The following is a 19,349-nucleotide window of genomic DNA, read 5'->3' as shown; positions in this document are numbered from 1 at the left end:
CTCGTACCTCGCAGCGCGGTTCCTCACCCCCCTGACGCTAGTACACACCGAGGCGGATCCGTGGCCAGCCGCAGCCCGCAACGAGCAGCCACGCAGGCCGTCGCGAAGCGTCGCGGCCGGCCGGTTCGCATGGAAGATCAACAAGGTGGGCCGCCAGGGACTCGAACCCTGAACCTATGGATTAAAAGTCCACAGCTCTGCCATTGAGCTAGCGGCCCGCACGGCACAGGTTACCCGAAGCCGATCAGCCCGGCGTGCGTCGCGCATCGACCCTCCGACCACGCCCCGACACCGGCACGACGCCGCTTCGGGGCCCTCCGCTGTGTCTGCGGACCGTTACGCTTCGGCAATGTCGAGCTGGCGCCGGCACGGCCTCAAAGCGGAAGCCGCAGTGGTGCCTGCCGTCGCCCTGGTGGCCCTGCTCGGCCTGGTGGTGCAGTCGGAGGGCATCGACACCACCGCCGAGCTGCTGGCGCTGATTGTCGTCCTGGCCTCGTCCGCAGCGCTCTACCTGCGCCGGCGACACCCGGTGGCCGTGGGGCTGGTGGCGCTGGCCGCAGTCGCCGCGTACGGGGCTCTGCTGCACCGGCCCGGGCCGATCATGCTGGTGTTCGTCGTGGCGCTGTACACGGTCGTCGACGAGGGGTACCTCGCCGTCGCGGTGGGGCTCGGCCTGGCCTCGGTCGTCTCCTTCGCCGTCGCCGACAGCTACACCCGGACCGGCGTCAGCGGGAACGGCGCGACGCTGCTGCACGCCGGGTGGCTCGTCGCGGTCATCGCCGGCGTCACCCGTAACCGGCGGGCCTATCTCGCCGAGGTGCAGGCCCGGGTGCTCGCCGCGGAGCAGCGCAAGGAGGAGGAGGCCCGCCACCGGGCCACCGAGGAGCGGCTACGGATCGCCCGCGAGCTGCACGACCTGCTCGGCCATCACCTGTCGCTGATCAGTGTGCAGGCGAGCGCCGCGTTGCACCGGCCCGACCCGGAACGGTCGGCGGAGGCACTCACCGTGATCAAGCAGACGAGCCGGGAGACGTTGCGCGAGCTGCGGGCGGCGCTGGGCGTGCTCCGGCAGGAGGGTACGACGCCGAACCGGCCCGCGCCCGGTCTCGACCGCCTCGACGAGCTGGTCACGGCGGCCGGGCGGCGCGGGCTGACTGTGCGTACCGAGGTGACGGAGGCCGGGCCGCTCCCGCCGGAGGTGGATCTGTCCGCGTACCGGATCGTCCAGGAGGCGCTCACCAACGTGAGCCGTCACGCGGGCGCGACCACGGCGGTGGTCCGGGTCGTGCCGGACGGCGACGAGGTGCTGGTGGAGGTGGCGGACGACGGCGCCGGTCCCGCCGGCCCGCCCGGGAACGGGATCCTCGGCATGGGCGAGCGGGCCCGGGCGCTGGGCGGCTCGCTCACCACCGGGCCAGGCCCGGACGGCGGCTTCCTGGTGCGGGCCCGCCTACCGCTGCGGCCCGCCCCACTGCCGGTCCCGGCGCCACGCACGGCACAGGGGGAGACGACATGATCCGGTTGCTGCTGGCCGACGACCAGACTCTGGTACGCGCGGGCTTCCGCTCCATCCTCGACGGCGAGGACGGCATCGAGGTGGTCGGCGAGGCCGCCGACGGCACCACTGCGGTACGGCTGACGCGGGAACTACGGCCGGACGTCGTCCTCATGGACATCCGGATGCCGCTGCTGGACGGGCTGGCCGCTACCCGGGAGATCGTCGCCGGCACCGACGCCCGCGTGATCATCCTGACCACGTTCGACCTGGACGACTACGTCTACGGCGCGTTGCGGGCCGGCGCGAGCGGCTTCCTGGTCAAGGACACCGAGCCGGCGGAGCTGATCCACGGCGTACGGGTGGTGGCGCGGGGCGACGCGTTGATCGCCCCGGCCGTCACGCGCCGGCTGATCGCCGAGTTCGCCGCCCGGACCCGGCATCCGGACCCGGGCCCCCGGCTGAACGCGCTCACCGAGCGGGAGCGGGAGGTGCTCGCCCTGGTCGCCGCCGGCCTGTCCAACGACGAGATCGCGGCCCGGCTGGTGCTGAGCCCGGCCACCGCGAAGACGCACGTCAGCCGGATCATGACCAAGACGCGGGTACGGGACCGGGCCCAGCTGGTGGTGCTCGCATACGAGTCGGGGCTCACCGTCCCCGGCTGGCTCACCGCCTCCTGAGCGAGCCGCCGGGCCGACGCGGGCAACCGGGCCGACGCGAGCCGCCGGGACGGAACGAGCGACCCGGTCAGGCGGTGCGACGGGAACGGGCCAGCGCCAGCCCGCCCAGCACCGCCCCGATCAGGCCCAACGCCACACCGGCGACCGCACCGGCACGCCCCTGACCGCTGCCGAGTCCTTCGGTGGTCAGCGCCAGATGCCACGCGCTGAGGACCATGCTGACCAGCCCGGACGCAGCAGCCACCAGGGCCTGAACCCGCCCCTCGCCCGGCCCCCGGCGAGAGCGGCTGAGTGCCAGCCCGCCGACGACCACGCTGGTCAGGCCCACCAGGGCGATGACAGTGGCGCCGGCCCGCCCGGAGCCGCCGATGCCCCCGGCGGCGAGCGAGGTGTGCGCGGCCGGGGCGAACTCTCCGACGACAGTGGTGGCGAGCAGGTGACGGATCGACATTCTGGGACTCCCTCGGGTCGCGGCAAGTGGTGACGGCGGCAGCGTATGGACGCGCATCGCCGCCGGTCGTCGCCCCGGAGTCGTCGATCGGGCTACCACCACGGGAGTACGCGCTGCGCCCGCGTACCCCAGGGGTTGTCGCCGCCAGGCGTGAACGGCGGCGGCCGGGGAACCTGGGCGACCATGCGAGTCACGAGCACCGCCGCCGTGGCGGCGTCCCGCGAGGTGCCGGGCGACGACGGCGTACGCCGGCCCGGCGGTGAGGTGCACGCCTGGCTGCCGGGCCGGAACCAGACGCTCTGCGGGCTGCCGCTGAGCCGGACCCGGCTGCGCCGCTTCCCGCACGTGCCGTTCGACTACTCCGGCACCGACGTGCTCACCGAGACCGACCCGGAGGGCTGGCTCTGCCCGCGCTGCCTGGCCGCCACCGCGGGTCGCCGCGATCGGGAGAGGGGCTGGGTGCGGACGAACCCCCGTCCGTGAGCGGTTGCTGCCCGGTTCAGCGGGTACCGCACCCGTCATGCGCATCGTGATCGTGGGGGCGACCGGCAACGTGGGGACGGCAGTGCTGCGCCGGCTGCGGCGGGAGGTGGGCACCGAGCTGGTCGGCGTGGCCCGCCGGTTGCCTGGACCGGACGCCGGTGAACCGTACGGCGACGTGGAGTGGCACTCCTGCGACATCGGCGCACCGGGTGCCGCCGACCAGCTCGTGCGGATCTTCGCCGGGGCGCGGGCGGTCGTGCACCTGGCCTGGCAGATCCAGCCCAGCCACGACCGCCGCACGCTCTACCGGACCAACGTCGGCGGCAGCCGCGCGGTGATCGAGGCCGCCGTCCGGGTCGGCGTTCCGGCCCTGGTGTACGCCTCATCTGTCGGCACCTACGCGCCCGGCCCGAAGAACCAGCCGGTCAGCGAGAACTGGCCGGCAACCGGGGTGGAGACGTCGTCGTACAGCCGGGACAAGGCGGAGGTCGAGGCACTACTCGACGGCGTGCAGCGGGAGCACCCGAAGCTGCGCGTCGTACGGCTGCGGCCGGGACTGATCTTCCAGCGGGAGGCCGGTACGGAGATCAGCCGGTACTTCCTCGGCCCACTGGTGCCGGTGCGCCTGCTGCGGTACGGCCGGATTCCGCTGGTGCCGTCGAACCGGCGACTCCGGATGCAGGCGGTGCACGCCGACGACGTGGCGGACGCGTACGCCCGGGCGGTCGTGGGTGATGCGAGCGGCGCCTTCAACGTGGCGGCCGACCCGGTGCTGACGCCGGAGCTGGTGGCCCGGCACTTCCACGGCTGGACGCTGCCGGTGGCGACGCCGGTGCTGCGGGCCGCGGCGGCGCTGACCTGGCGGGCGCGGCTGCAACCCGTCGACACCGGGTGGGTCGACCTGGCGCTGAACGTGCCGCTGATGTCCAGCCACCGCGCCGAGACCGAACTCGGGTGGAGCCCGAGCATCGACACGGTGACCGCGCTGAAGGAGCTGTTCGCCGGCATGGCCACTCGTGCCGGGACCGGCTCCCCGCCGCTGTCCCCGGATCCGGCGCTCCCAGGGCGGCCCGCAGCCCTGACCAGAGGCCAACTCCCGGGCCACCCCAACCCCTACTGACCCCGCCGTCTCCGCCTGACCCCGCCCGCCCCGCCCCACCTCGCCCTGTTGATCAAGGAGTTTGTGTCCCTCCCAGAGATCAACTAGGACGCAAACTCCTTGATCACCGAGCTGAGAGGGTAGGCGCGAGGTGAGGCGGGCGGGGTGGGCGCCGTCGGGCCGGGAGTTGGCCGGTGATCATGAAGTTGGCGGGGCGACACGCCGATGACGGAACCGTCAACTTCATGATCGACGGGGCGGGGCGAGAGCAGCGTCCGCGAGTCGGTCAGGCGGCGATCATGAGGTTGACGGCGCGACACGCCGAGGGGGAGGCCGTCAACTTCATGATCGACGGGGCGGGGCGGGGCGGAACGGGATGGGGTCGGGGTCGGGCAGGAGCGGGCAGGACGGTCAGGAGATCTGGGCGCCCAGGAAGAAGATGCCGGGGTGGCCCTTTGTCTCGAAGCCTCGGCTGGGGTTGCGCCGCAGGGTGCTGCTGTCGATCTTCAGGGTGCCGGTGCGGTTGTTGCTGACGAAGAAGATCGCGCCGCCGCCCTCGTTCGCGCTGTTGTCCTCGATCACCGTGCCGGCGATCCGTACCGCGAACTCGTTGCCGTCGCAGTAGATCGCGCCGCCGCTACCGCCACCCGGCGTGCCGCCCCGGGCCGGGTTCGCTCCCGTACCGACCGCACGGTTGTCGCGGAAGACGCTGTTCAACACCGTCCAGGAGACGCCGATACTGCTCAGCGCCCCGCCGTTGGCGCACACCCCGCCGGTGAAGGTGCTGCTCACCACGTACACCGGTTTGTTCTCGAACTGGCTCAGCACCCGCAGCGCGGCGCCTCCGAGGTCGGGGCCGGTGCGGTCGCAACGGTTGCCGACGAACCGTGAGTTGATCACGGTGAACCGCCCGCCGCGCACGAAGATCGCGCCGCCCCCACCGCCCTCGGTCCGCTCGCCGGTGGCGTCCCCGTCGGCGAACGTCAGGTTCTGCACGGTGAGCCGCGGGTGGTCCTGGTTCTGGCAGTGCGAGGTGGTCCAGCCCTGCGCCTCGTCGCACGTGTTCATGTAGAGGATCCGGCGCTTGCCGCCGCCGCTCAGCGTGACAGTGCCGCCGCCGTCCAGCACGACGCGCGGGCCGTGCGAGTTCACCACCTTGGCTGTGGCCTTCATGGTGATGGTCACCGGCGCGGGTCCGCAGTCGAACGTGATGACGCCACCGGCCGCGACGGCCTTCACCACCGCCTCCGAGGTGCAGCTCGCCGGGGTGCCGCTGCCGACGGTACGGGTCGGGCGCGAGGTGTCCACCGGACGCGCCTCGGCCGGTACGGCGGCCCGGCCGTTCGGGTTGCCGGCGCGGAACGTGACGGTGGCAGGGCTGGGGCTCGGCCGGGCGCTGCCGAGACCGGCCCGCCCACTCGGGGAGGCCGACGGGGCGGCTGCCGGACCGGCCGACGAGCCGACGCCGGCGTCGGGCGCGGGGGCCGGATCGTCGCCGCAGGCGGGCAGCGTTGCCGTCGTCAGGGCGAGGGCGAGCAGAGTGACAGCCGACTTCACGCGCACCGCCCGATGCTAGGAGGACCGGCCGCCCCGGCACGACTCCACAGCCGATCCTTAACCCGCCGCTAAGCCGCAGCCGCAGCCAGCGCCGGAGCCGCAGCCAGCGCCGCAGCCGCAGCCGCAGCCGGCACCGGGAGCCGCAGCCCAAGCCGGAGCCGCAGCCGGCACCTGAGCCGGCGACCGCGCGGCAGCCGGCAGCAGGCAGCACCGAGCGGGACGGTCAGGCGTGCGAGAGTGCGAACGCGACCAGGAAACCGAGCACGGTGATCAGCCCGACCAGCAGGTGCGCGTCCGCGAACGCCTCCGGGACCATGGTGTCGGTGATCATCGCGAGGATCGCGCCCGCGGCGAGCGCGGTGATCGTCGCCAGCACCTCGGGTGGCGCGCCGCCGAGCAGCGTGTACCCGGCCAGCGCCGCCGCACCGGAGATCAACGCGATGGCCGTCCACAGCCCGAACACGTAACGCCGGGTGCGTCCGGCCTGCCGCATGCCCGCCGCGCTGGACAGCCCTTCCGGCACGTTGCTGAGGAACACCGCGATGACGGTGACCAGGCTGACCGGGCCGCCGGCCAGCAGGCTCGCGCCGATCACCACCGATTCGGGTACGCCGTCGAGCAGCGCGCCGACCGCTATGGCCGTACCCGAGCCGGGCTGTTCCCGCTCGGAGGGCTGCTCGTCGCCGGAGCGCTTGCGGTGCCGCGCGCCGTGCCGGGCCAGCAGCACGTTCGCCGCGGTGTACAGCAGTGCACCGGCCGCGGCGCCGATCGCCACCGGCAGCAGCCCACCTTGCTCGTGCGCCTCGTCGATCAACTCGAACGAGACGGCGGACAGCAGCACGCCCGCCCCGAACGCCATCACCGATGCGGTCACCCGGCGCGGTACGCGCGCGAAGAACCCGACGGCCGCCCCGATCAGCAGGGCCGACCCGGCGAGCAGGCCCCAGAATCCCGCTTCCAGCCACTCCGGCACGCGCTGGACCCTACCCCGGGGCGTGCGCCCCCAACCGGGTCAGAAGTCGGCGAACAGGTGCGGCAGTTCCCGGGGGAAGAGGCGGCGCAGCTCACCGGCCGCGTCCACCGGCACCTCGCCCAGCCCGCGTACGACCACCTCGGCCGGGTCGAGCACCCCGTACGCCAGGGCTGACAGCCCGGCGGCGGTGAGCCGCGCGGCCGGCACGCTGCCCTCGGCGGCGGTCTGCGCGGGCAGCACCGCGAGCTTGCCCGTGGTGCCGTCGAGCAGGTGGCGACCGGCGAGCCAGCGGTCGCCTACCACCTCGATCAGTACCCGGCCGACCCCGACCGGCTGCTCGGCGAGCGCGTCCAGGCTGAGCAGGCGGGCCATCGGCGCGGTCGGGTCGGGCCGGGCCACCCGCGCCTCCACCTGCACGTCGAGGTCGGTGAGCCACAGCTCGGGCAGTTCGTCGGGGGTCACCTGGACGCTGATCCGGGCCACCTGGTCGACGTGCCGGGCGAAGAACTGGAGCACCGACGCGCGGGCGTACGCGTCGTCGACCAGCAGGTCGTCGGCGAACAGCGTGCCGGCGTGGTCGTCGATGCGGTAGGTGACAGCGCCGACCGTCTCGCCGCCGCGCACCACGCTGACCAGCCAGCGGTCGTCGCGGTCGCGCAGCCCGACCGCCCGGAAGTCCGGGAAGACGGCGAAGCCGTGGCGTTCGCGCAGGCACCGCTCGGTGTACGCGCGCCACCGCGCATACCCCGCGCCGATCCGCTCCCACACCAGCTCGTCCGGCAGGTCGGCGCGCAGCAGCGGCGCCAGGTCCGCCGGGTTGAAGACCGCGGTACGCCGCCGGGGCAGCCCGATGTAGCCGAAGCGCTCGTAGAACGAGGCGCGGAACGGGTGCAGCGCGGTGAGCTGGTGACCCTCGTCGCGCACGCCGTCGAGGAGCTGCTGCATGAGCGTGCGGACGTGCCCGCGCCGGCGGGCCAGCGGATGGGTGGCCACGCCCGCGACACCGGCCATCGGCAGCACCGCGCCGCGAAGGTTCTGCCGCATCGGTATCGCCGACACGGCCGCCGCGGTGACCCCGTCCTCCTCGGCCACCAGCGTCGTGTTCCCGGCGTTGTACGGCAGGTACGCGCGGAACTGGTCGGTCCGGGTGGCGCCCATCGGCGAGGCCTCGAACGCGTACGCCTGGAGCGGGAAGCTGGTGGTCAGTCGTTCATCGGCGGCCAGCCGGCGAATGTGCATCCGTTCATCCCAACCGCACCCGTCGTGGTCCGCAACCGGAAAGGGCGCCCGCTCACGCCTCGGTGACGTCCGAGATGACCACAGTCACGTTGTCCGGCGCGCCGGCCTGGTGGGCCAGTTTCACCAGTTGCTCGCCGCACTGCTGGCGGTCCCCGTAGGTGGCGAGTGCCGCCGCGATGGCGGCGTCCTCCACGTAGTCGGAGAGGCCGTCGCTGCACAGCAGCAGCCGGTCGCCGGGGAAGACGGTGAGCGCCCCGACGGCGGGCGGCGCGTCGGAGCCCTGCACCGCGCGGGTGACGAGCGAGCGCTGCGGGTGGTGCCGGGCCTGGTCGCGGGAGAGCGCGCCCTGGTCGACGAGCGCCTGGACGAACGTGTCGTCGCGGGTGAGCTGGGTCAGCTCGTGGTCGCGCAGCAGGTAGCAGCGGGAGTCGCCGACCTGGGCCAGGACCAGGGTGTCCCCGGCGAGCAGGGCGGCGGTGAGCGTCGTACCCATGCCGTCGCGGGCCGGGTCCACCGTGATGGCCGCGCGGATGCGCTGGTTCGCGGTGCTGACGACGGCGCGCAGCGCGTCGGCGGCCTCGTCGGCGCCGGTGGGCGGCGTCAGCTCGTCCAGGATCCGGATGACGATCTCGCTGGCCACCTCGCCGGCGGGGAGCCCGCCCATGCCGTCGGCCACCGCCACGAGGCGGTCACCGGCGAGGGCGGAGTCCTCGTTGTTGGTCCGGACGAGGCCGACGTCGTTGAGGATGGCCGAGCGGAGGATGAGCGTCATGACGACAAGCTTGCCAAGAAGAACGGGTCCGCGTCTGCACGCGCTGGCGGGTCTGCTGAAAGAAATGTCATCAGCTTGCATCCTGGGTATGCGTCAACTGTCCGGTGTGGACGGACGAGGATAGCGCAGCAGGAGGCTCGCATGAACCTCCTCCTCGCCCACCGCCGCGTAGGTGTGCGGCACGTCGGAGGTCCACCGCAGGTAGCCCCCGGGACCGGCGGTCAGCGGGGCGTCGGCCGGGCCGGCGCGGAGCACGCCGGAGAAGACCGTCACGTGTTCGGTCACGCCGCTGGAGTGGGCGGGGGAGAGCTGCGCCGGACCCGGGGTGACCCACATCCGGTACAGCTCGTAGGTCGCCTCCCGGTCGCTGAAGACCTCCAGCAGCGTGCCTCCCACCGCGGCCCCGCGCAGGGTCGGCGCCTGGTCGGGCGTGGCGAGCACGGCGGTCAGCGGTACGCCGAGCTGCGCGGTGATCGCGTACAGGGTCTCCAGCCGGGGATTGCGCACGCCGTTCTCCAGGCCGGAGAGCGTGGCCTTGCCGACGCCCGCGAGGCGGGCCAGCTCGGACAGGGAGATGCCCCGCTCGGTGCGGAGCGAGCGGATGCGCCTGCCGACCTCCCGGGTGCCCCGGTCATCGGCTGGTGCGGCGGCTGTCATGGGGGCTATCGTGCTACACCGTGCCGTTCCGTAAACGGAACGGTCGGAGGAGGAGAGCATGGGCGGTCGGCTCCAGCCCGTCCTGGCCGGCGTGGTGACCGCTCTGGTCGGCTTCGCCAGCTCGTTCACAGTCGTCCTGGCCGGGCTGCGCGCGGTCGGCGCCGATCCGGACCAGGCCGCTTCCGGCCTGCTCGCGCTCTGCGTCGCCAGCGGCGCCTGCGCGGTCTGGCTCGGCCTGCGGCACCGGCTGCCGCTGTCGATCGCCTGGTCCACGCCGGGTGCGGCGCTGCTCGTGGCCACCGGACCGGTCGCCGGCGGCTGGCCCGCAGCGGTCGGCGCCTTCCTGCTCGCCGGGCTGCTGATCATCGCGGCCGGGCTGATCCCCGCGCTCGGCCGTGCGGTCGCCGCGATCCCCGCCCCGATCGCCTCCGCCATGCTCGCCGGGGTGCTGCTGCCGCTGTGTACGGCCCCGGTACGCGCCCTGGTCGAGGTGCCCCGGCTCGCCGGGCCGGTGGTGCTGGTCTGGCTGCTGCTGCACCGGTTCGCCCGCCGCTGGGCGGTACCGGGCGCGCTCGCCGTGGCGGTGATCGCGATCGCCCTGACCACCTCCGGGCCGGCCCGGCTGGACGTCGCACCGGTCGTCGCGTTCACCGCGCCGTCCTGGACGCTGCCCGCAGTCGTCGGGCTCGCGCTGCCGCTGTTCCTGGTCACCATGGCCGCCCAGAACGTGCCCGGAACCGCGGTGCTCGCCGGGTACGGCTACCGGGCCCCGCTGGGCTCGGCGTTGCGGGTGACCGGGCTCGCCACCGCCCTCGGCGCCCCGGCGGGCGGCCACGCGGTGAACCTGGCCGCGATCACCGCCGCCCTGGCCGCCGGCCCGGACGCCCACCCGGACCCGGAGCGGCGCTGGATCGCCTCGGTCACCGCCGGGATCGGCCTGGCCCTGCTCGGCCTGGGCGCCGGCGTGGCCACCGCCCTGGTGCTGCTCTCCCCGCCGGTGCTGGTCGAGGCCGTCGCCGGGCTCGCCCTGCTCGGCGCGCTCGCCGGGGCCGTCACGGCGGCGGTCGCCCAGCCGGACGCGCGGGAGGCAGCAGTGGTGACGTTCGTGGTCACCGCCTCCGGGGTGAGCCTGCTCGGGGTGGGTGGCGCGTTCTGGGGACTGGTCGCGGGCTGGCTGATGCTGCTGCTGTTCCGCCGCCGGGCGGTCGCATCCCCGCCGGTCGAGCCGCCCCGGACCGAATCCGCCCCGTCGCTTTCCGGTCGGACCGGGTGACGAACTGTTAACCTGGAGTGCGCAGGAGGCCCGTCAGGGTTCCCGCAACCGCCTTAGGGCCCGCTTTCAGGCGGGCCCTTCGTGCGTCGGCCGCCCGGTCGGATGCCAGCACCACGAGTGGTATCGGCGCGGCTCGACCCAGGACCACAGCCGCGTGTTCGTCGTCGCCTCCCGAGGATCCGCGCCCGCCCCGCTCGCCATCCTGCGGAACAGGAAGGTGACCAGGTCGACGGCCTGCACCAGCCGGGAGGCGTGCGACGGGGCGAAGTGCAGGGTGTCCACGATCCGGCTGAGCCGCCGGGAACGGTAGCCCCCGGTTCCGTCGACCCGGTAACGGGTCAGGTCCGAGCGGTGGCTTGCGGGGTTGTCGACCTCGTCCGCGATCACCAGGGCCAGTTCGTCCCGCATCGCCGCGTATCCGTCCACCCGTTCCAGAAGGTGTGACAGCACCACCTCGTGAGCGGGGCGGGTGAGCCCGTAGCGCCGGGTGAGGCCGTGCCGGTCGACGCCGCGCAGGATGACTGTGACGTCGTACGTGCCGATCGCCTTGAGCGCCGCGTTGTAGACGGCGATCCGGGCGCGTGGCGGCACCCTCGCCCAGGCCGTCCGCCCCTGGAACAGGTCGTACCCGTGGAGTTCGGCGGCTCGGTCGATGCCGTACGCCTTGGCCGCGTCCGTCATCACCTCGTCGAGTGCGGTGCTGAGCGGGATGGCCACGGCCTCCGGGACCAGAAGTGCGCCGATCCAGTACCAGCGATCGGTGTACGACTCGTCCACATAGGTCAGGAGCACCCGACGAGCGTAGGCCGCTTTCCGGGCGTGGCCGCCTCGACGCGCAGGCCGCCGAATCGGCGCATTCGACCCCGGGTGTCACTCCTCGGCGGGCAGCTCCGCGGCCGGGACGGTGAGGCGTACCGCGCCGTCGCCCACCGCGGCGATCCGGTCGGCCAGCACGTAGACCGCGCCGGTGCGGACCAGCTCGGTGGAGACCTTGAGGTAGCCGTCGCGGAGCAGCCGGGCGGCCAGGTCGGCCGGTACGTCCGGCTCCTCGGCCGCCGCCGACTCGATCAGTTCGTCCAGACTGCTGCCCGGGTCGACCGGGGCGGGCGCCTGCACGGTCACCGCGGCCGGGTCGCCGCGCTGCACGAGATCGACTGTGCCCACCTCGACGCCTGCGGAGTCGACCACCCGCATGCCGGTGGTGACCCGGGAGACGGTGTCCTGCTGCTGGCTCATGCAGAAGCGGTTCCCGGGGCGCGCGGGAGCTAAACGGAGGGGGCCCAGCCGCCCGGCGGGCGGGGGGACAGCTCGCGCCAGGTGTCGGTGCCGTCCAGCAGCGCCCGGATCGTCTCCTCGGCCTCCTCGACGCTGGCGTGCTCGTAGAAGCGGGAGATCCCCTCGGCACCGCCGGCCCGCTGCTCGACGTGCCAGCGGTCGCCGTCCACCCGGAGGAAGACGTCACGCCGGGCGAGGCGTCCCCATTTCCCGTTCCACCAGTGCCTACGCTGCTCCATGCCCGGACTCTATCGAACATGTGTTCGATGCACGTCGGCCCCCGCGAGATCGTCGCGGGGGCCGATCGGCTATGGCGTCAGCGCGGCGCGGGCGGCTCCTGCCGGCGGCCGAGCACGTCGTCCAGGGCGCTGCGCTGGCCGGGCGTGCCGTGGTTGCCGGCGAGCAGCGCGTCCCGGATCTCGGTGAGCAGCTTGACCTCCTCGCTGGGGGCCGAGGGCGGCGGCTCCTCGCCGCGCTTGCGCCGCTCGGCGAGCTTGTTCATCGGGTAGATGACCAGGAAGTACAGCGCGAGTGCGGTCAGGAGGAAGGTGATCAGTGCGTTGATGAAACTGATCCAGTCGAACTCGATGTTGCGGACCGTCCAGGGAGTCCCTTCCAGGCCCTTGTCGCTGCCGGTGATCAGCACCGTGACCAGCGCGATCAGCGGTTTGAGGAACGAATTGGTGAGCTGGGTGACCACGCCGGTGAACGCGGCGCCGATGACAACACCGACCGCCAGGTCGACGACGTTGCCGCGCATGATGAAGTCTTTGAAACCCTTGAGCATCCGTACTCCCGTGCCCTGATGAGTCTGCGTCGGGGACAACCTATGCCCCGGCGGGCCCTTCGAGAAAAGCACCGGCCTCGATCGCCGCCCGCTGCGGGTCGCCGGCCCGGATCGCCTCGACCAGCCGGCTGTGGTCCACGTACCGCTCCGGAGTGAGCGCCTCACCCATCGCCTGGGCCACCGTGCTGCGCAGCGCGGCGCCGACCGAGGCGTACAGCTCGGCGAGCATGGCGTTGTGCGCGGCCGCCACCACGACCGTGTGCAGCGCGGCGTCCGCCTCCACGAACTCGTCCACCCGGCCGCCGCGCCACGCGGCCTCGCGGGCCGCGAGCGCGCCGTCGAGCGCCGCCAGGTCCTCGGGGGTACGCCTCAGCGCAGCGAGCCGGGCGGCCTCCACCTCGAACGCGCGCCGGACCTCGATCACCTCGGTCATCCGGTCGTCGGTGAGCCGGCGGGCCACCACCGGCGCCAGCTCGTCGGTCGACACCACGTAGGTGCCGGAGCCCTGCCGGCACTCCAGCACCCCGGCGTGCACGAGCGCGCGGACCGCCTCGCGGACCGTGTTCCGCCCCACGCCGAGCGCGGCGACCAGTTGCGGCTCGGTGGGGATGCGCCCGCCCACCGCCCACTCGCCGCCGAGGATCCGCTCCCGGAGCTGCTCGATCGTCTGCCGGACCCGGTGACCGCGCGGAGGCACGGCGACGGAATCCACGGCGGGTGTCACCGGTTACACCTCGTGCCGAAATTCATCCCATGATTGTAGGTTCGAGGTCATGACTCCGCCACCTGCGCCCGCCGCGACAGTGCCCGCCCCCGGCGTCACACCCGCGGCGGGCCCCGCCCCGGCGGCCGGCCCGGTCCGGGGCGGTCTGCTCGTGCTCGCCGGGATGCTGCTCGTCGCGCTGAACCTGCGGGCCGCGGTGACCAGCCTCGGCGCCCTGCTCGACGAGATCCGGGTCGGTCTGGGGCTCTCCGGCGCGATGGCCGGCCTGGTCACCACGCTGCCCACCATCGCGTTCGCCGGACTCGGCGCGTTCACCCCGTGGCTGGTCCGCCGCTGGGCCGCGCCCCGGGTGCTGGTGGTGGCCATGGTGGCGCTCACCGTCGGGCAGGTGCTGCGCGCGGTCACCGGCTCGGCGGCGGTCTTCGTGCTCACCAGCGCGCTCGCGCTGGCCGGCATCGCGGTGGCGAACATCCTGCTGCCGATGCTCGTCAAGCAGCACTTCCCGCACCGCACCGGACTGGTCACCGGGGCGTACACGATGGCCCTGACTGTGGGCACGACGGTGGCCGCCGCCTCCGCCGTGCCGGTCGCGCACGCGTTCGGCTCCTGGCGGGCCGGACTCGGCATCTGGGCCGGGCTGGCCGCGCTGGCCGTACTCCCGTGGGTGCCGCTGGCGCTGCGCGCCCGCGCCGCGCGACGGGCCGCGCCCCCGGCGGTGGCGGTCGCCGCCTCGGCCCGCGTGCAGCCGGGGCGGACCCGGCTCGGCTGGGCCATGGCGGTCTACTTCGGGGCGCAGTCGCTCAGCGGGTACGCGATCATGGGCTGGCTGGCCCAGCTCTTCCGGGACGCCGGATACCGGCCGGAGACGGCCGGGCTGCTGCTCGCCGGGGTGACCGCGCTGGGCGTGCCGGTGGCGCTGATGATGCCGGCGCTCGCCGGACGGCTGGCCACGCTCCGCCCGCTGGTGCTGTCGCTGACCGTGTTCTCCGCCGCCGCGTACGCCGGTCTGGCGCTCGCCCCGCACGGCCTGGCGCCGCTGTGGGTGTTGCTGCTGGCGCTCGGCCAGGGCGCGTTCCCGCTCATCCTGACCACGATCGGGCTGCGCGCCCGGACCGCCGAGGGCACCGTGGCGCTGTCCGCGTTCGCGCAGAGCACCGGGTACGTGATCGCGGCGCTCGGGCCGCTGCTGGTGGGCATCCTCTACGAGGCGACAGGCGGCTGGACCGCCCCGATCGGCTTCCTGCTGGTGGCGCTGGCCGTGCAGACGGCGGCGGGCATGGTGATCGCCCGTCCCCGCTACATCGAGGACGAGCGCTGAGCGGGATCGGTCAGGAGGAGGCCGGGGTGGGATCGCCCGCGACGGCCTGCTCGACCGTCGGGTACGTGTGCAGCACCTCGACCAGGCCGCTGACCTCGAGGATGCGCAGCACGCCGCGCTGCGGGGCGGCCAGCCGGACCACGCCGCCCGCCTCGTCGCAGTTGTTCTTCGCCCGGACGAACACCGACAGGCCGGTGGAGTCGCAGAACGACACCTCGGCCAGGTCGAAGACGAGGCGGCTGCGCCCCTTGTCCAGCAGATCCGTGATCTGGTCCTGGAGCTGCGGTGCCGTGGCCATGTCGAGCTCGCCCGCGACCGACACGACGACCACGTCGCCGCGCTGTTCCGTGTGCACCGTCAAGGACATTCGTCGACCTCCTGTGTTCGGGGGAAACGGTATCCCACGATGGGCGCGCCGCGCAGAACGGGAGCGGTCACGGGTGCGGTCGATCATTCTTTGCTCCGTGACAAGTAGCGCCCCGGCCTCCGGTGATAGAGTCCGCCCGTCCAAATCAGGGAGGTCACCATGGCGTTGAGCGCCGAACAGGGTGGTCGGCTCGCCCACCTGCTCAGTCAGCACGCGGACCGGTTGACCAACCGCTGGACGGAGATCGTCGGCAGTTCGCTGCGCGGCCGCCTGAGCCGGGCCGAGCTGGCTCGCCAGGTGCAGGAGTTGCAGCGCGCGCTGATCGACGCCGGCCGGCAGGGCGTCTCCGACCTGGCCGACGAGCACGGCGGTGAGCTGCGGGCGGTGCTGTCCGAGCTGTCCACCAACCGGGCCCGCCAGGGATTCTCCGCCACCGAGACAGCGATCAGCGTGTTCGCGTGCAAGGACGCCCTGCTGGAGCTGATGGAGGATGAGAAGGGCGACGAGACCCTGCGCGACTTCGTCGCCTTCTCCGCGCTCGTCGACCAGATGGGCCTGTTCACGTTCGAGACGTTCGTCCGGGCCCGCGAGAGCCTGATCGCCGATCAGGCGGAGCAGCTGCTGGAGCTGTCCACCCCGGTGGTGAAGCTCTGGGAGGGCGTGGTCGCCGTCCCGCTGGTCGGGACGCTGGACTCGGCCCGCGCCCAGGTGGTGATGGAGCGGCTGCTGCAGACGCTCGTCGACACCGGCTCGCCGTACGCGATCATCGACATCACCGGCGTGCCGGCGGTGGACACGCAGGTCGCGCAGCACATCCTCAAGACCGTGGTGGCCGCCCGGCTGATGGGCGCCGACTGCATCATCTCCGGCATCCGCCCGCAGATCGCCCAGACGATCGTGGCCCTCGGTATCGAGTTCGGTGACATCGCCACCAAGGCGAGCCTCGCCGACGCGCTGCGCCACGTGCTGCGCCTGACCGGGGTCGAGACCACCGCTCGCCGCCCGCGCCGGGAGTCCTGATGGAACGGGTGCCGATCCTCAAGATCGGCGACATCCTGCTGGTCTCCATCCAGGTCGACATGTCCGACCAGACGGCGGTCCAGTTGCAGGAGGACCTGGCCGAGCGGATCGTCGCCACCGGCTGCCACGGCGTGATCATCGACATCACGGCGCTGGACATCGTCGACTCCTTCGTCGGCCGGATGCTGTCCACCATCGCGTCCATCTCGAAAGTGCTGGACGCCGAGACGGTGGTGGTCGGCATGCGCCCGGCCGTCGCCATCACGCTCGTCGAACTGGGGCTGTCGCTCAACGGCATCCGTACCGCGCTGAACGTCGAGCGCGGCATGGAGCTGATCGCGGCCAGCCGCGCCGACGAGTGGGACGAGGCGGCCGACGACGAGGACACCGAGACGACGGCGACGGCATGACCACGGGCGTCGACCTGGGTGTGCCGGCGACCCAGGCGATCCGCAGCGACGAGGACGTGGTGCGGGTCCGGCAGTTGGCGCGTACCACAGCCGTCGCGGTCCGCCTCTCCCTGGTGGACCAGACGAAGCTCGTCACCGCCGCCAGCGAGCTGGCCCGCAACACGCTGATCTACGGTGGCGGGGGCAGCGCCGAGGTGAGCACCGTGTCCGACGGCCGCCGGCGCGGCGTGCGGATCGTCTTCGCCGACGAGGGCCCGGGCATCCCCGACCTCGACCTGGCGCTCACCGACGGCTACACCACCGGCGGCGGGCTGGGCCTGGGACTGAGCGGCGCCCGCCGGCTCGTCGACGACTTCGACATCCGGACGGCTGTCGGCGAGGGGACGCGGATCACCGTCACCAAGTGGTCGCGATGATCGCCGACGTGGTGCCCGACCACGGCATCTGGTTCCGGGTCGACACCGGCGCGACCGCCGGCAGCGTACGCCGGGCGGCCGAGCGTCTCGGCCGGCAGCTCGAACTGAGCGCGGCGCGCGTCGCGGACCTGGCCATCGTCACCGCCGAGATCACCAGCAACCTGGTCAAGCACGCCCGCGAGGGCACGCTCCTGATGCGTCCGGCGCGCCGGGGCGGGCGGGCCGGTGTGGAGCTGGTCGCGATCGACTCCGGCCCCGGCATGGCCGACCTCACGCTCTCCTCCGCCGACGGCCACTCCACCGCCGGCACGCTCGGCATCGGGCTCGGCGCGATCACCCGGCAGTCGAGCCGGTTCGACGGCTACTCGTCGCCGGGGCGGGGCACGGTCCTGGTCGTCCAGGTCTGGGACGCCGCACCGCCGGAGCCGGACTGGGCGGGCGGGCTGGCCCGGCCGATCACCGGCGAGCAGACGAGCGGCGACGGGTACGCGGTGCGTCAGGTCGGCGGCCGGCGGCAGGTGCTGGTCTCCGACGGGCTGGGCCACGGGCCGCTCGCCGCCGCCGCCACAGGTGCCGCCGTGTCCGCGTTCCGTTCGGCGCCGGACGGGCCGCCGGACGTCGTGGTGCGGCACCTGCACGCCGCCATCTCGCACACCCGGGGCGCCGCGCTCGCGGTGGCCGAACCGGATCCGGCCGCCGGAGTGCTCCGCTACGCCGGGCTGGGCAACATCGCCGCGATGATCGTCGCGCCGGGCGAGCGGCGGCGCGGGCTGGTCTCGCTGCCGGGCATCGCCGGGCACCAGCGTCCGGCGATCCGCGGGTACGACTACCCCTTCTCGCGCGACGCCACCCTGGTCATGCACAGTGACGGAGTGGTGGACCGCTGGGATCTGGACGACTATCCCGGGCTCGCCGGCCGCAACCCGCTGCTGGCCGCCGCGACCCTGCTGCGCGACGCCGGTGTCCGCCGTGACGACGCCTGCGTCCTGGTGGCCCGGGGGGCGGCATGACCGAGCCCCTCCTGCACCTCGCGCTCCGGGTGGAGCAGGACATCTTCCTGGTCCGGCAGCGTGGCCGGGAGGTGGCCGCGGCGGTCGGGCTGGAACATCAGGACCAGGTACGGATCGCCACCGCGCTCAGCGAGGTGGCCCGGGAACTGTTGCACGGGGCCGACGGCGCGGACGTGACGTTCGCCCTCGACCGGGACGCGGTCGGCCGCCGGGTCCTCCAGGTGGACCTGTCGCCGCTGCGTCCGCTCCCCGGTGGACGGTACGAGCCGCAGTCCGGCGCCGTCGCGCGTCTGGTGGACACGTTGCGGGTGGTGGCCGTCGAGGGCGATACCGTCGTGAGGATGTCCCGACGAGTGCCCGACCACGCCGAGGAGCTGACGGCCGAGCGCGCCGCCGAGCTCCGCGCCGAGCTGGCCGAGCGCGCGCCGGGTTCCGCGCTGGACGAGTTGGCCGCCCAGAACGCGCAGCTCATCGCCGCCCTCGACGAGGTACGCAGCCAGCGCGACGAGCTGGCGGTGCTGAACTCCGAACTCCAGGAGACCAACCACGGAGTGATGGCGCTCTACAACCAGCTCACCGAGGAGCTGGAGGAGACCAACCGCGGTGTGGTGGCGCTCTACGCCGAACTGGACGAGAAGTCCGCCCAGCTGCGGGCCGCGAGCGAGTCGAAGAGCCGGTTCCTGGCGAACGTCAGCCACGAGCTGCGCGCCCCGGTCACCGCGATCATCGGCCTGGCCCGGCTGCTCGCCGACTCCGCCTCCGACCCGCTCACCGGCGAGCAGGCCCGTCAGGTGGGGCTGATCCGCTCCTCGGCGGGCGACCTGCTGGGGCTGGTCAACGAGCTGCTCGACCTGGCCAAGGCGGAGTCGGGCCGGATCGAGCCGGACTGGTCCGACGTCGATCTGCGCGCCGTGTTCGGGCAGTTGCGCGGCACGCTGCGGGCGCTCGCCGCGCGCCCCGAGGTGGAGCTGGTGGTCGAGGAACCGCCGGCCCCGGCCACTGTGCGCTCGGACGAGGTGCTGCTCGCCCAGGTGCTGCGCAACCTGCTGCACAACGGACTGAAGTTCACCGAACGCGGCGAGGTACGCCTGCGCGCCGAGCGCCGCGGCGGCCAGTGGACGCTGTCGGTCACCGACACCGGCGTGGGCATCCCGCCGGAGCTGCACGAACGGGTCTTCGAGGAGTTCTACCAGGTGCCCGGCACGACCCGGGTCGGTGGCACCGGGCTCGGCCTGCCGTACGCGCGCCGGCTGATCACGCTGCTCGGCGGGACGCTGGAGCTGACCAGCGAACCCGGCCGGGGCAGCACGTTCACAGTGGTCCTCCCCGCGGGCGGAGCGTGA

At 73.4% G+C, this 19,349-nt stretch carries 23 protein-coding genes and 1 tRNA gene; 11 read left to right on the top strand and 13 right to left on the bottom strand.

Annotated features, from left to right (window positions below; all coding sequences use genetic code 11):
* Positions 1 to 146: 146 nt before the first annotated feature.
* Positions 147 to 218 (bottom strand) — tRNA-Lys (locus FHX31_RS28650).
* A gap of 131 nt (positions 219 to 349) precedes the next feature.
* Between FHX31_RS28650 and FHX31_RS28645 the strand changes: the two genes are divergently transcribed.
* The gene (locus FHX31_RS28645) at positions 350 to 1,516 is read left to right on the top strand and encodes a sensor histidine kinase (RefSeq protein WP_123111674.1); all 1,167 of its coding nucleotides are present in this window, start codon (positions 350 to 352) and stop codon (positions 1,514 to 1,516) included.
* Positions 1,513 to 2,175, top strand: coding sequence for a response regulator (locus FHX31_RS28640; RefSeq protein WP_013283505.1), 663 nt, complete (start codon positions 1,513 to 1,515; stop codon positions 2,173 to 2,175). Before FHX31_RS28645 ends, FHX31_RS28640 begins: the two co-directional genes overlap by 4 nt.
* A 67-nt stretch (positions 2,176 to 2,242) precedes the next feature.
* Here the strand turns inward: FHX31_RS28640 and FHX31_RS28635 are convergent, their stop codons facing one another.
* Positions 2,243 to 2,626 (bottom strand): DUF6223 family protein, encoded by a 384-nt coding sequence (locus FHX31_RS28635; RefSeq protein WP_013283506.1) that lies wholly within the window; start codon positions 2,624 to 2,626, stop codon positions 2,243 to 2,245.
* A gap of 183 nt (positions 2,627 to 2,809) precedes the next feature.
* Between FHX31_RS28635 and FHX31_RS28630 the strand changes: the two genes are divergently transcribed.
* Together FHX31_RS28630 and FHX31_RS28625 are read left to right on the top strand one after the other, a co-directional pair.
* Complete coding sequence (locus tag FHX31_RS28630; protein ID WP_114921176.1) at positions 2,810 to 3,109, top strand: hypothetical protein; 300 nt, start codon at positions 2,810 to 2,812, stop codon at positions 3,107 to 3,109.
* A 37-nt stretch (positions 3,110 to 3,146) separates the two neighbouring features.
* Positions 3,147 to 4,229 (top strand): NAD-dependent epimerase/dehydratase family protein, encoded by a 1,083-nt coding sequence (locus FHX31_RS28625; RefSeq protein ID WP_184977493.1) that lies wholly within the window; start codon positions 3,147 to 3,149, stop codon positions 4,227 to 4,229.
* A gap of 390 nt (positions 4,230 to 4,619) precedes the next feature.
* On the opposite strand, the gene FHX31_RS28620 is transcribed toward FHX31_RS28625, so the two are convergent.
* The 5 genes from FHX31_RS28620 to FHX31_RS28600 form a co-directional block, all read right to left on the bottom strand.
* Positions 4,620 to 5,765, bottom strand: coding sequence for a hypothetical protein (locus FHX31_RS28620; protein ID WP_184977868.1), 1,146 nt, complete (start codon positions 5,763 to 5,765; stop codon positions 4,620 to 4,622).
* Between the two features lie 223 nt (positions 5,766 to 5,988).
* Positions 5,989 to 6,738, bottom strand: a complete 750-nt coding sequence (locus tag FHX31_RS28615) for a ZIP family metal transporter (RefSeq protein ID WP_047893435.1) — start codon at positions 6,736 to 6,738, stop codon at positions 5,989 to 5,991.
* A gap of 39 nt (positions 6,739 to 6,777) precedes the next feature.
* Positions 6,778 to 7,977 carry a GNAT family N-acetyltransferase gene (locus FHX31_RS28610; RefSeq protein WP_047893436.1) on the bottom strand — a complete coding sequence of 400 codons (1,200 nt, stop codon included), beginning with the start codon at positions 7,975 to 7,977 and terminating at the stop codon, positions 6,778 to 6,780.
* A 52-nt stretch (positions 7,978 to 8,029) separates the two neighbouring features.
* The gene (locus tag FHX31_RS28605; protein ID WP_013283512.1) at positions 8,030 to 8,749 is read right to left on the bottom strand and encodes a PP2C family protein-serine/threonine phosphatase; all 720 of its coding nucleotides are present in this window, start codon (positions 8,747 to 8,749) and stop codon (positions 8,030 to 8,032) included.
* Between the two features lie 93 nt (positions 8,750 to 8,842).
* On the bottom strand, positions 8,843 to 9,406 hold the full coding sequence (locus FHX31_RS28600; RefSeq protein ID WP_184977492.1) for an XRE family transcriptional regulator: 564 nt from the start codon (positions 9,404 to 9,406) through the stop codon (positions 8,843 to 8,845).
* A 58-nt stretch (positions 9,407 to 9,464) separates the two neighbouring features.
* Here FHX31_RS28600 and FHX31_RS28595 point away from each other — a divergent pair, with 58 nt between their 5' ends.
* A complete protein-coding gene (locus FHX31_RS28595; RefSeq protein ID WP_123111670.1) occupies positions 9,465 to 10,679 on the top strand; it encodes a benzoate/H(+) symporter BenE family transporter in 1,215 nt (404 codons plus the stop codon).
* A gap of 66 nt (positions 10,680 to 10,745) precedes the next feature.
* Here FHX31_RS28595 and FHX31_RS28590 read toward each other — a convergent pair whose 3' ends face one another.
* The 5 genes from FHX31_RS28590 to FHX31_RS28570 all read right to left on the bottom strand — a co-directional run bounded on the left by FHX31_RS28590 (position 10,746) and on the right by FHX31_RS28570 (position 13,465).
* Positions 10,746 to 11,471 carry a DUF3800 domain-containing protein gene (locus tag FHX31_RS28590; protein ID WP_030273506.1) on the bottom strand — a complete coding sequence of 242 codons (726 nt, stop codon included), beginning with the start codon at positions 11,469 to 11,471 and terminating at the stop codon, positions 10,746 to 10,748.
* 78 nt (positions 11,472 to 11,549) lie between these two features.
* The gene (locus FHX31_RS28585) at positions 11,550 to 11,915 is read right to left on the bottom strand and encodes a hypothetical protein (RefSeq protein ID WP_013283516.1); all 366 of its coding nucleotides are present in this window, start codon (positions 11,913 to 11,915) and stop codon (positions 11,550 to 11,552) included.
* Positions 11,916 to 11,944: 29 nt separating this feature from the next.
* Positions 11,945 to 12,193 carry a hypothetical protein gene (locus FHX31_RS28580; protein WP_013283517.1) on the bottom strand — a complete coding sequence of 83 codons (249 nt, stop codon included), beginning with the start codon at positions 12,191 to 12,193 and terminating at the stop codon, positions 11,945 to 11,947.
* Between the two features lie 77 nt (positions 12,194 to 12,270).
* Positions 12,271 to 12,741, bottom strand: a complete 471-nt coding sequence (gene mscL, locus FHX31_RS28575) for a large conductance mechanosensitive channel protein MscL (RefSeq protein ID WP_047893438.1) — start codon at positions 12,739 to 12,741, stop codon at positions 12,271 to 12,273.
* Between the two features lie 40 nt (positions 12,742 to 12,781).
* The gene (locus FHX31_RS28570) at positions 12,782 to 13,465 is read right to left on the bottom strand and encodes a FadR/GntR family transcriptional regulator (protein ID WP_013473501.1); all 684 of its coding nucleotides are present in this window, start codon (positions 13,463 to 13,465) and stop codon (positions 12,782 to 12,784) included.
* Positions 13,466 to 13,514: 49 nt separating this feature from the next.
* On the opposite strand from FHX31_RS28570, the gene FHX31_RS28565 reads away from it, so the two are divergent.
* Positions 13,515 to 14,783, top strand: a complete 1,269-nt coding sequence (locus FHX31_RS28565; protein ID WP_486481708.1) for an MFS transporter — start codon at positions 13,515 to 13,517, stop codon at positions 14,781 to 14,783.
* A 10-nt stretch (positions 14,784 to 14,793) separates the two neighbouring features.
* On the opposite strand, the gene FHX31_RS28560 is transcribed toward FHX31_RS28565, so the two are convergent.
* Entirely contained in the window at positions 14,794 to 15,150 is a 357-nt protein-coding gene (locus FHX31_RS28560) for an STAS domain-containing protein (RefSeq protein WP_018789120.1), read from the bottom strand.
* A gap of 159 nt (positions 15,151 to 15,309) precedes the next feature.
* Between FHX31_RS28560 and FHX31_RS28555 the strand changes: the two genes are divergently transcribed.
* From FHX31_RS28555 to FHX31_RS28535, 5 genes are read left to right on the top strand one after another with little or no spacing between them, the layout of a single operon-like run.
* On the top strand, positions 15,310 to 16,170 hold the full coding sequence (locus tag FHX31_RS28555) for an STAS domain-containing protein (protein ID WP_047893439.1): 861 nt from the start codon (positions 15,310 to 15,312) through the stop codon (positions 16,168 to 16,170).
* The gene (locus tag FHX31_RS28550) at positions 16,170 to 16,580 is read left to right on the top strand and encodes an STAS domain-containing protein (RefSeq protein ID WP_013283523.1); all 411 of its coding nucleotides are present in this window, start codon (positions 16,170 to 16,172) and stop codon (positions 16,578 to 16,580) included. The genes FHX31_RS28555 and FHX31_RS28550 overlap by 1 nt, the downstream gene beginning before the upstream one ends.
* Complete coding sequence (locus FHX31_RS28545; protein ID WP_013283524.1) at positions 16,577 to 16,996, top strand: ATP-binding protein; 420 nt, start codon at positions 16,577 to 16,579, stop codon at positions 16,994 to 16,996. The genes FHX31_RS28550 and FHX31_RS28545 overlap by 4 nt, the downstream gene beginning before the upstream one ends.
* A complete protein-coding gene (locus FHX31_RS28540; RefSeq protein ID WP_013283525.1) occupies positions 16,993 to 18,006 on the top strand; it encodes a SpoIIE family protein phosphatase in 1,014 nt (337 codons plus the stop codon). Before FHX31_RS28545 ends, FHX31_RS28540 begins: the two co-directional genes overlap by 4 nt.
* A complete protein-coding gene (locus FHX31_RS28535; protein ID WP_013283526.1) occupies positions 18,003 to 19,349 on the top strand; it encodes a sensor histidine kinase in 1,347 nt (448 codons plus the stop codon). Before FHX31_RS28540 ends, FHX31_RS28535 begins: the two co-directional genes overlap by 4 nt.

The organism is Micromonospora sp. CNZ286, assembly GCF_014207755.1.
The sequence above is the reverse complement of the archived record's forward strand: the minus strand, read 5'-3'. Positions and strand labels throughout refer to the sequence as shown.

What these genes read in the sequence shown, in the direction of transcription:
- FHX31_RS28645 (WP_123111674.1), top strand. Translation starts at nt 350, where the DNA reads ATGTCGAGCTGGCGCCGGCACGGCCTCAAAGCGGAAGCCGCAGTGGTG.
- FHX31_RS28640 (WP_013283505.1), top strand. Translation starts at nt 1,513, where the DNA reads ATGATCCGGTTGCTGCTGGCCGACGACCAGACTCTGGTACGCGCGGGC.
- FHX31_RS28635 (WP_013283506.1), bottom strand. Translation starts at nt 2,626, where the DNA reads ATGTCGATCCGTCACCTGCTCGCCACCACTGTCGTCGGAGAGTTCGCC.
- FHX31_RS28630 (WP_114921176.1), top strand. Translation starts at nt 2,810, where the DNA reads ATGCGAGTCACGAGCACCGCCGCCGTGGCGGCGTCCCGCGAGGTGCCG.
- FHX31_RS28625 (WP_184977493.1), top strand. Translation starts at nt 3,147, where the DNA reads ATGCGCATCGTGATCGTGGGGGCGACCGGCAACGTGGGGACGGCAGTG.
- FHX31_RS28610 (WP_047893436.1), bottom strand. Translation starts at nt 7,977, where the DNA reads ATGCACATTCGCCGGCTGGCCGCCGATGAACGACTGACCACCAGCTTC.
- FHX31_RS28605 (WP_013283512.1), bottom strand. Translation starts at nt 8,749, where the DNA reads ATGACGCTCATCCTCCGCTCGGCCATCCTCAACGACGTCGGCCTCGTC.
- FHX31_RS28600 (WP_184977492.1), bottom strand. Translation starts at nt 9,406, where the DNA reads ATGACAGCCGCCGCACCAGCCGATGACCGGGGCACCCGGGAGGTCGGC.
- FHX31_RS28595 (WP_123111670.1), top strand. Translation starts at nt 9,465, where the DNA reads ATGGGCGGTCGGCTCCAGCCCGTCCTGGCCGGCGTGGTGACCGCTCTG.
- FHX31_RS28585 (WP_013283516.1), bottom strand. Translation starts at nt 11,915, where the DNA reads ATGAGCCAGCAGCAGGACACCGTCTCCCGGGTCACCACCGGCATGCGG.
- FHX31_RS28580 (WP_013283517.1), bottom strand. Translation starts at nt 12,193, where the DNA reads ATGGAGCAGCGTAGGCACTGGTGGAACGGGAAATGGGGACGCCTCGCC.
- mscL (WP_047893438.1), bottom strand. Translation starts at nt 12,741, where the DNA reads ATGCTCAAGGGTTTCAAAGACTTCATCATGCGCGGCAACGTCGTCGAC.
- FHX31_RS28565 (WP_486481708.1), top strand. Translation starts at nt 13,515, where the DNA reads ATGACTCCGCCACCTGCGCCCGCCGCGACAGTGCCCGCCCCCGGCGTC.
- FHX31_RS28560 (WP_018789120.1), bottom strand. Translation starts at nt 15,150, where the DNA reads ATGTCCTTGACGGTGCACACGGAACAGCGCGGCGACGTGGTCGTCGTG.
- FHX31_RS28555 (WP_047893439.1), top strand. Translation starts at nt 15,310, where the DNA reads ATGGCGTTGAGCGCCGAACAGGGTGGTCGGCTCGCCCACCTGCTCAGT.
- FHX31_RS28550 (WP_013283523.1), top strand. Translation starts at nt 16,170, where the DNA reads ATGGAACGGGTGCCGATCCTCAAGATCGGCGACATCCTGCTGGTCTCC.
- FHX31_RS28545 (WP_013283524.1), top strand. Translation starts at nt 16,577, where the DNA reads ATGACCACGGGCGTCGACCTGGGTGTGCCGGCGACCCAGGCGATCCGC.
- FHX31_RS28540 (WP_013283525.1), top strand. Translation starts at nt 16,993, where the DNA reads ATGATCGCCGACGTGGTGCCCGACCACGGCATCTGGTTCCGGGTCGAC.
- FHX31_RS28535 (WP_013283526.1), top strand. Translation starts at nt 18,003, where the DNA reads ATGACCGAGCCCCTCCTGCACCTCGCGCTCCGGGTGGAGCAGGACATC.